This is a genomic window from Caballeronia sp. ATUFL_M2_KS44, assembly GCF_023630965.1.
Classification (GTDB): Bacteria; Pseudomonadota; Gammaproteobacteria; order Burkholderiales; family Burkholderiaceae; genus Caballeronia; species Caballeronia concitans.
Genome location: NZ_JALQEA010000060.1, coordinates 59,676 through 69,166 on the forward strand (window position 1 = coordinate 59,676; position 9,491 = coordinate 69,166).

The 9,491-nt window shown below is 63.4% G+C and carries 7 protein-coding genes; 4 read left to right on the top strand and 3 right to left on the bottom strand.

Annotation, left to right across the window (positions count from 1 at the left end; all coding sequences use genetic code 11):
* Window positions 1-3 precede the first annotated feature (3 nt).
* The 3 genes from NCR39_RS26350 to NCR39_RS26360 all read left to right on the top strand — a co-directional run bounded on the left by NCR39_RS26350 (window position 4) and on the right by NCR39_RS26360 (window position 3,863).
* Window positions 4-2,118, top strand: coding sequence for a phosphocholine-specific phospholipase C (locus NCR39_RS26350; RefSeq protein WP_250455385.1), 2,115 nt, complete (start codon window positions 4-6; stop codon window positions 2,116-2,118).
* A 131-nt stretch (window positions 2,119-2,249) separates the two neighbouring features.
* Window positions 2,250-2,405, top strand: a complete 156-nt coding sequence (locus tag NCR39_RS26355; RefSeq protein ID WP_250455387.1) for a hypothetical protein — start codon at window positions 2,250-2,252, stop codon at window positions 2,403-2,405.
* 198 nt (window positions 2,406-2,603) lie between these two features.
* Complete coding sequence (locus NCR39_RS26360) at window positions 2,604-3,863, top strand: glycosyltransferase family 9 protein (RefSeq protein WP_250455388.1); 1,260 nt, start codon at window positions 2,604-2,606, stop codon at window positions 3,861-3,863.
* Here NCR39_RS26360 and NCR39_RS26365 read toward each other — a convergent pair.
* From NCR39_RS26365 to NCR39_RS26375, 3 genes are all read right to left on the bottom strand, one after another.
* Complete coding sequence (locus tag NCR39_RS26365) at window positions 3,796-4,650, bottom strand: oxidoreductase (protein WP_250455391.1); 855 nt, start codon at window positions 4,648-4,650, stop codon at window positions 3,796-3,798. The two genes, NCR39_RS26360 and NCR39_RS26365, sit on opposite strands and share 68 nt — an antisense overlap.
* 85 nt (window positions 4,651-4,735) lie before the next feature.
* Window positions 4,736-6,391, bottom strand: a complete 1,656-nt coding sequence (locus tag NCR39_RS26370; RefSeq protein ID WP_250455393.1) for an ABC transporter substrate-binding protein — start codon at window positions 6,389-6,391, stop codon at window positions 4,736-4,738.
* Between the two features lie 80 nt (window positions 6,392-6,471).
* A complete protein-coding gene (locus NCR39_RS26375) occupies window positions 6,472-7,809 on the bottom strand; it encodes an LLM class flavin-dependent oxidoreductase (RefSeq protein ID WP_250455395.1) in 1,338 nt (445 codons plus the stop codon).
* Window positions 7,810-8,005: 196 nt separating this feature from the next.
* On the opposite strand from NCR39_RS26375, the gene NCR39_RS26380 reads away from it, so the two are divergent.
* Entirely contained in the window at window positions 8,006-9,361 is a 1,356-nt protein-coding gene (locus tag NCR39_RS26380) for an MFS transporter (protein WP_250455397.1), read from the top strand.
* Window positions 9,362-9,491: the final 130 nt, after the last annotated feature.

A 9,491-nucleotide genomic window follows, 5' to 3' on the forward strand; every position in this document is an offset into this window, starting at 1 on the left:
CGAATGACAAACCAGAACAGACGTGAATTTCTTCGCGCCGCCGCGCAGACCGCAGGCGCCGCCGCAGCACTGAACATCGTTCCGCTCGGCATTCGCCAGGCGCTCGCGATACCGGCGAACAATCGTCATGGATCGATCGAGGACATCGAGCATATCGTCGTGTTGATGCAGGAGAACCGGTCCTTCGATCACTACTTCGGCACGCTGCGCGGCGTGCGCGGCTTCGGCGACAAGCGCGCGGTGCGTCTCGCGAATGGCAAGACCGTGTATCACCAGCCGATCGCGGCCGGTGCGGGCGAAGTGCTGCCGTTCCATCCGGGCGCATCCAATCTCGGCATGCAGTTCCTGCAGGACTTGCCTCACGACTGGACGAGCGGACAAGGCGCGTTCAACGGCGGCCGATACGATCAGTGGGTGCCGTACAAGGGCACGACGACGATGGCGTATCTGAAGCGCGACGACATCCCGTTCCACTATCAACTTGCGGACGCGTTCACCATCTGCGACGCCTATCACTGCTCGACGAACACATCGACGGACCCGAACCGCTATTACATGTGGACCGGTTATGTCGGCAACGACGGCGCGGGCGGCGGTCCTGTCATCGATAACGCGGAAGCGGGCTATGGATGGTCCACGTTCCCTGAAGTGCTCGAACGCGCGGGCATCTCGTGGAAGATCTATCAGGACGTGGGCACGGGCCTCGATGCGAAAGGCTCGTGGGGCTGGACGCAGGACGCGTACATCGGCAATTACGGCGACAATTCGCTCCTCTACTTCACGCAGTATCAGAACGCGCAGCCGGGCAGTCCGCTCTACGAGAAGGCACGCCGTGGCACCAACGCATCCGCCGGCGACGATTATTTCGCCATGCTAAAGAAAGACGTTCAGGCGGGCACGCTGCCGCAGGTGTCGTGGATCGTCGCGCCCGAAGCGTTCTCCGAGCATCCGAACTGGCCGGCGAACTATGGCGCATGGTACGTCGATCAGGTGCTGCAAGTGCTGACGTCGAATCCGGACGTATGGAGCAAGACCGCGTTGCTCATCAACTACGACGAGAACGACGGCTTCTTCGATCACATCGTGCCGCCGTTCCCGCCGATGTCGAGCGCGAACGGACTCTCCACGGTCGATACCAGCACCGAAATCTACGCGGGCAGCCAGAAGTATGCGGCGGGCCCATACGGCCTCGGCGCTCGCGTGCCGATGCTCGTGGTGTCGCCGTGGTCGCGCGGCGGCTGGGTGTGCTCCGAAACCTTCGATCACACCTCGGTCATTCGATTCATCCAGAAGCGCTTCGGCCGCGCGCATCGTCTCGACGAGCCGAACATCTCGCCGTGGCGACGCGCGATCTGCGGCGACCTGACATCCGCATTCGACTTCTGCAATCCGAATAGCCGCGTGCCGTCGCTGCCGAGCACGGCCACTTATGCGCCGCCCGACAAGGCGCGTCATCCCGACTACGTGCCGGTGCCGCCCGTCGTCACCACGATGCCGAAGCAGGAGCCCGGCGTGCGTCCTGCGCGTGCGCTGCCCTATGAACTGTTCGTGCGCTCGCAGGCCGATGCATCCGGGCGCGCGGTGGCTTTCGACTTCGTGAACACGGGCGCGGCGGGCGCGGTGTTTCTGCTCTATCGCAACGGCAGCACGGATGCGCCGAGAACATACACGGTCGAGGCGAACAAGCGCCTGGCGGATCGCGTTTCGACGCAAGCGGATGGCCATTACGACTTCGTCGTGCATGGTCCGAACGGGTTTCTGCGGCACATCGCGGGCAAGGCAGCGGGATCGTCGCATAGCTGGTGGTCGCGCGATGAAGCGCTGCCCGAGATCGCGGAAGGCTATGACGTCGCGAACGGCAATCTGCAATTGCGGCTGAAGAACCTCGGAAGCGGGCCGTGCACGTTCAAGATCGAGAACGCTTACGATGCCTCGAAGAACGTGACGCGAAAGGTCGCCGGCGGCGAGACGGCTCAGGTCTATCTCGACTTGCGCGCGTCGCACGGCTGGTACGACGTGCGCATCACCGTCGATACGGACAGCACGTTCGAACGTCGTCTGGCCGGGCACGTCGAGACCGGACAGAACAGCATGAGCGATCCGGCGCTTGCGGACTGAGCGAGGCACGGGCGGCTTGCGCCGCCCGCGCTTCGCTGTAAGCGTGCCCGACGCGTCCGGAACTTGAACCGCACGACTCAGCCGGAGTAGACTGAAATATCGCGGCGTGTTCGCTGCGAAAGGAGGTTCCCATGAAATTCGCTGAGTTATTCAGGCACGCGCGGCGCAGCGCTACCGCCGAGCATGAGCATCCACACGACGAGGGCGCGAAGTCGGCGCAGAAAGAGTCGAAAAGACTGTGGGATGTGATCGGCCGCAATCGCCATAAGAGAGCGAAATGGCAATAGCGGCGACGTCAGCGCAATGAGACCCGGGAAGCCGCCTTTCCGGGTTTTTTTATCGCTCATTTCCGCAAGCAAGCCGCGCATCAACCGCCGATCGAACGCGTTGCGTCATCCCGCACACAGATCGCGCCCGCATCCATCTGCACAATCGACCCCGTGAAGCAGCGCCGCCCGGCGCCCGCCGTCTTTATGGGAGAAGCAATGGGTTGGAAGAGTCTGTTGACGGAGCTGCCGGTCTGGACGATCGGGCGCTTCAATCCGCCACGCCATGATCCGCAGCGCGATACGCCGCGCGAAATCCTCGTCCTGCGTCCGAACGATTTCGGCGAACTGCTGACCACGACGCCCGTCTTCGAGGCGCTCAAGAAGCGCTTCCCGGCGACGCGCATCGTCGCGGGCATCGGCAGTTGGGGACGTCCGATTCTGGAGAACAATCCGTTCGTCGATGAAATCGTCGAGCTGGATGCGCCCTGGAACAACAAGCTCGTCCCCGACCGCTCCGCGCGCAGCGTCCTGCGCTTCCTCACGAAGTCGCCGCGAATCGCCGTGTTGCGCAAGCGCGGCGGGTTCGATGTCGGCATCGATGTCCTCGGCAGCTACATGGGCGCGCTATTGATGATGCGCCTCGGCGTGCGATACCGCATCGGCGTGCGCGGCTATCGCGGCGGCCACAGCGGATGCCACGCGTTCATCGACTTCGCGCGCCGCCAGTCCGGACGCGCCGCGCTTGCGCAGGCCGAACTGCTCGGCGCAACCGAGCTGCCCGAAGCGCGCCCGCAACTCTTTCTCACCGCTGCCGAACGCACACGCGCCAACGAAATCTGGAGAACCGCAAGCCCCAATACGGTGCGCCTCCTGGTGGGCATCGGCGCGGGCGTGCCGACGAAGGTCTGGGATCCTCGTCAGGTGGGCGCGGCGCTCGCGCGCATCGCGTCCGCGTTGCAGTTGTCCGGCCATGCCTGCGATATCGTCATCGTCGGCAGCGAAGCCGACAAGACACGCGCCGCCGATGCCATCGCAGCCGCCGGCAAGAACGTGCCGGTGCGTTCCGTCGCGGGCGACGTGCCGATGCGAACCGTCTTCGCGCTCGCCGAACAGGCGAACGTCGTGCTCACGAGTTCGTCGATGCTCATGCACGTCGCCGCCGCGTTTCATCGGCCGACCGTCGCGGTGCTCGGCGGCAGCATCACGAGGCCGGCCGTGCACGATGCGATCTGGGGCTATCCCGAGCACTATCGCAGCGTGGCCCCGGAGAACTACATCGAGAACGCGCCTGACAAGAACTGGCCGGGCGTGGAGCGCGTCGTGCATGCCGTGCTCGAATCGGTGAGCACGGACCGCACGCGCGCAGGCATCGCTCAGCCGATTCCGCCGCTGGTTCAGGGCGAAACGCTCAACTCTGCGATTCCGGGAAGTCGGCGCCCACGGTCGCCTTCTCCCACGCGTCGAAGTCCCGCTTGAGCGAATCGAGCTTCTTGCGCGCGAGTTCGAGCGCGGTCTTGCCCAGCAGCAGACGCAGCGGCGGTTCATCGGCCGTCGCTGCCTCGATGATCGCGTGCGCCGCGCGCACCGGATCGCCTGCCTGATTGCCGCTGCGCGCGGCGGTCTGCTTGCGCCGCTCGCCCGCCGTCGATGCGTAGTCGGCGATCTCGGTCGCGGAAGCCTTGATCGACGGTCCCGCCCAGTTCGTGCGGAACGGCCCCGGCTCGACGAGCAGCACGTCGATGCCGAGCGGTTTCACTTCCACCGCGAGCGACTCCGATATGCCTTCCACCGCGTACTTCGTGCCGTGGTAGTAACCGGTCGCGGCGAAGCTGGTGAGCCCGCCGATCGACGAAACGTTGATGACGATGCCGCTCTTCTGCGCCCGCATCACCGGAAGCACGGCCTTGGTCATGTCGACGAGACCGAACACGTTGGTCTCGAACATGTCGCGCACGGCATCGTCCTCGCCTTCTTCTATCGCGGCGAGATAGCCGTAGCCCGCGTTATTGACGAGCGCGTCGATGCGGCCGAAACGACGCTTCGTCTCTTCGACGACGCTCGCGATCTGCCCGGCGTTCTGCACGTCGAGCGGCAACGCCATCGCGCGGTCCTCGTTTCCCTTGACGATGTCTTCCACCTTCGACACATCGCGCGCGGTCACGACAGCGCGCCAGCCGCGTTCGAGCACGGCTTTCGCCAGTTCGCGGCCGAAGCCTGTCGAGCAGCCGGTGATCAGCCAGACGGGATTGTCCCGGTTCATCATGTTCGAGCTCCTTGGGTTGGGAAAGCGCCTGCACGGCGCATCGGAAAGAAAAACAAAAACGGCACGCCGCGATGCATGCGCGATTTCACGCGAGCGTGGCCTGATCCAGATAAAGCTGGGCCATCGGCGTCGGCCGTACGCCATGCACGTTCGCACCGGTGACGATGAGCGAATCGGCGAAATACGGAATCACGAGCGGCGTCTCGTCGACGAGCAGCCGTTCGATCTTGCCCGCCACCTGCTTCTTCGCCGCGACATCGAGCGTGCCGATGTACTGCTTCACGAGGTCATCGTACGCGGGGTTGGCGAAGTGCGCCGCGTTCCATGCGCCGCCGCTCAGAAGCGGTCCGCGCAGGAAGGCGTCCGGCACGCCGCGATGCGCGTAGTCCGTCATGCCGAGCGGCGAGTCGAGCCAGTCCGACTTGCCCGCCGTGCCCGCACCGTAATACGCCTCTTGCGATTCGACCTTCAGCGTGAGATTCACGCCGATGGCCTTGGCCGCGTTCTGCACGACGACAGCCAGATCCGGCATCTCCAGGAACTGCTCGGTGGTGAGCGTGGCCGCGAAGCCATTCGGCACGCCCGCTGCGGCGAGCCGTTCCTTCGCCCCGGCGATGTCCTTCTTTCGCTGCGGAACCGAAGGATCGAAGGTCGCGAAGAACGGCGCGAACGGATGATCGTTGGCCGCCACGCCGCGCCCCTGAATGAGACCTCGAACGATCGCATCGCGGTCGAGGCTCATCGCCATGGCCTGACGCACGCGCTTGTCCTTGAAGGCGCCCTGATCCGTGTGCATGTGAATCTGCCGATGCGTGCTCGAACGCATGCCGATAATCCTGAACGACGGATCGTTCAGCAAGGCCAGTCCGCCATGCACCGTGAAGCGCGTGAGCAGATCGACCTGACGTCCGCGCATGGCGAGTATCTGCCCTTGCTGGTCGCCATAGAACTTGAATTCGACGCGCGCAATGCGAGCCTTCGTGCCCCAGTAATCGTCGTTGCGCACGAACGATGCCCCGATGCGCGGCTGAAACTTTTCGAGCCGGTAAGGTCCCGTTCCCATGAACGATTGCTCGTAAGGCCCTTTGAAGTTCGCGGGAAGAATGACGGCATTGACCGTATCCGACGACACGTACCACGGGAACGAACCGTTCGGCGCATCGAGATGGAACTCGACGGTTTCGTCGTCGCGCGCCACGGTGCCGCCCTTCGACAACACGCCGCGCATGATGGCGCGCGCAGCCGAACCCGCCGAAGGATCGGTCAGGCGGTCGAAGGTCGCGGCAACGTCTTTCGCGGTCATCGGCTGGCCGTCCTGAAAGCGCACGCCTTTGCGCAACTTGAACGTCCACACGTCGCCCTTCTCGTTCGGCTGCCATGACAACGCGAGCGCCGGATGAAGCGTTGCGCTTTCCGCATCCGCATTCAACAGATACTCGCCGCTCTGATTCAGCAACGCGGGACTGGCGACATCGAATGCGGTCAACGGATCGATCGCGCCGGAAGGCATCGGATGCCCGACGCGAATCGTCGTGTTCGCGGGCGATGCCGCATCCGCCGCGCCCGCGATGCCCGGCATGACGAGCGACGAGCCGCCGAGCGTCCAGAGACCGAGCACGCTGCCCGCCTTCAGTAGCTCGCGACGCGAAAGGCGCCCGGCGAGATATTCATCGACAACGTGATTCTGAAGCTCGCTTCCATTGCTTCGAACTGCCCCGAACCTGCTTCTCCATGATTTCATCAGCTGCGTGCCTTGTAATAGTGATGTCGTATCGGTTGCCGACCGCAAGCCTATCGCGGATAGAACGCGTTAGCCGGCCATCATCGCGATCGCGCGAACCTGTTTGGCGGTCGCGCGAGGCCGAGCTTGTCGCGCAACGTCCCTTCGCGATAGCGCGTCTGTGCGACACCGCGCCTTTGCAGCTCGGGAACCACCTTGTTCACGAAGTCCGCGCAATCGGTCGGAAGGATCGGGAACATGAGGATGAAGCCATCGCAGATGCCCGCCTTGAACCAGGCTTCCATTTCATCGGCGATGCCGGTGGCGGTGCCCGCCATGACCTGCGCGCCGCCCGCATTGGCCAGCAAGCGGGCCACTTCGCGAATGGTCTTGTTCTGTTCCTTGAGGCCCTGCATGCGTTTGAGATTGGTGCGCTGGCCGTTGTAGTGCGCTTCGTCGGGCAAGTCGGGAAGCGGGCCGTCGAGCGGCATGCCCGATACATCCACGCCGCACCAACTCGACACCATGTCCACGCCCAGACGCTCGGGCACGAGCGATTCCAGACGTGCACGCTTGTCTTCGGCTTCAGCGGCCGATTCGCCGATGATCGGCTGAATGCCGGGCAATATCTTGAAGCTCTCGGGCGCGCGGCCGAAGCGGGCGAGTCGCGCGTCGAAGTCCTGTCGATACGCACGCCCGTCATCGATGCCTCGATAGCGCGTGAAATGCAGATCGGCGTAACGCGCGGCCAGGTCACGGCCGTCACTGGACGCGCCTGCTTGCGCGATCAGCGGATAGCCTTGCGGTGAACGCGGCACGTTCAGCGGCCCGCGCACCTTGAAATGCGCGCCGTCATGATCGATACGGTGGACTCGCGACGGATCGGCGAAAGCGCCGGTGGCTTTATCGAGCAGCATCGCGCCGTCTTCCCAGCTATCCCACAGCATCTCGACGACTTCGAGATATTCGGCGGCACGTTCATAGCGGAAACGATGTTCGAGATTGGCGTCGCGGCCGAAGTTCATCGCTTCTTCGTCCATGCCGGACGTGACGACGTTCCAGCCCGCGCGCCCCTGACTCAGATGATCCAGCGATGCAAACATGCGGGCCGTGTTGTACGGCTCGCTGTAGGACGCGGAAACCGTGCCGATCAAACCGATGTCGCGCGTCACCGCCGACAACGCCGAAAGCAGCGTGATGGGTTCGAGACGAGCGTTGGCGTAATGCGCGACGTTGCTTTCGTATGAATCCCACATGGCCACGTGGTCCGCAATGAACAATGCGTCCATGCACGCGGACTCGGCCAAGGCAGCGAGCCGTTGAAAATACGAGAGGCCGAAAATATCGGCGCCGGGGGCATCGGGATGACGCCATGACATCCGGTGATCGCCCTGCGGGTTGAAGAGAAATGCGCCCAAAACCATATGCTCGCGATTCATACGCGTGTGTGCTCCAGTCCGGTTGCAGCGAGCCGACATTATGCAGGCGGTCCGCCAGACGTGCTTTTCCCGCCAGTGAGTTTTAAGTGAGAGAGACGCGATTACCTAGGTAATTGACACGTATGGACCTACGTAATTGAGGTCCTACTCTCCTTTCGATACCGCAAGGCACCGACACTTGATGAGGAGAGGCACCATGGCAGGCCAGCAAACCCAGGAAGTCGACACCGGCACGCTAAGAAAAGTGATTGCGGCAGCCTCTATCGGCAATTTTGTCGAGTGGTTCGATTTCGCCGCGTATGGTTTTCTCGCCACCATTCTCACGCGTGAATTCTTTCCGAGTGGCGATCCCACTGTCGGCCTTCTGAAAACATTCGCGGTATTCGCGGTCGCGTTCGCGTTCCGTCCGTTAGGCGGAATATTCTTCGGCGTGATCGGCGACCGCATCGGCCGCAAGCGAACGCTCGCCTTCACCATCTTGCTGATGGCCGGCTCCACCACGCTCATCGGCGTGCTTCCGACTTACGCGAGCATCGGCTATTGGGCGCCGCTGTTGCTCACCATCATCCGTTGCGTGCAAGGGTTTTCCGCAGGCGGCGAGTATGCGGGCGCGTGCGCCTACGTGATGGAACATGCGCCGCGCCGACGCCGCGCATTCTTCGGCAGCTTCGTTCCGGTCTCGACATTCTCTTCGTTCGCGTGCGCGGCGGTGGTTGCGTATCTGCTCGAATCGTCGCTGTCGGCACAAGCGATGATCGACTGGGGCTGGCGCGTGCCGTTCCTCATCGCGGCGCCTGTCGGTCTCATCGGCGTCTATCTGCGCGTGAGCCTGAACGAAACGCCCGCATTCCAGGCGCTCGAAAACAGGCATGAAGTCGCGCATGCACCGTTGATGGAAACCCTCCATTCGCAGTTGTGGAATATCGTGAAGCTCGGCGCGTTCGTGTCCGTCACCGCGCTTTCGTTCTATACGTTCACGACGTATTTCGCGACCTATCTTCAAGTGGCGGGACATCTGACGCGCGGCGCATCGCTGCTCGTGACCGTGCTCGCGCTCCTTTTCGCCGCCGCGTTGTGCCCGCTCGCCGGCCTGTTCTCCGACCTCGTCGGCCGCCGCGCGACGATCGCCACGACGTGTGTGTTCATCATCGCATTGGTCTATCCGGCGTTCTCGCTGGGCGGCTCGGGCGTGCTGTCTCATTCGCTGCTCGGCGTCGCGCTGCTCGCCATCGGCGCGGTGCTTTCGGGTGTCGTGACTGCGCCGCTCATGTCCGAAGTGTTCGCGACGAAGGCGCGCTATACGGCATCGGCCATCACGTACAACCTCGCGTACACCATCTTCGGCGGCACGGCGCCGCTCGTCGCCACGTGGCTGATTGCTTCCACCGGCACGAACCTCTCGCCTGCCTACTATCTGATCGCGGTATCGATCTTCGCGATGATCGGCGGCCTCGCGCTGCACGAAACCTCGAAGACGGCGCTCGAAGACGCGGGCAACGCAACGGGAACGCGAGCCAACGCAATGGAACGCACGTCGCGGCAAACCATCTGAGCGCTCGCCCTCGCCACGCAAAACTGAACGGACAACACGCAATGACCAGCCTTCACGACTCCAGCATCATCATCGACGGACTCAACATCTCGAAGTTCGAGCGCTCCGTGTTCGAAGACATGCGCAAGGG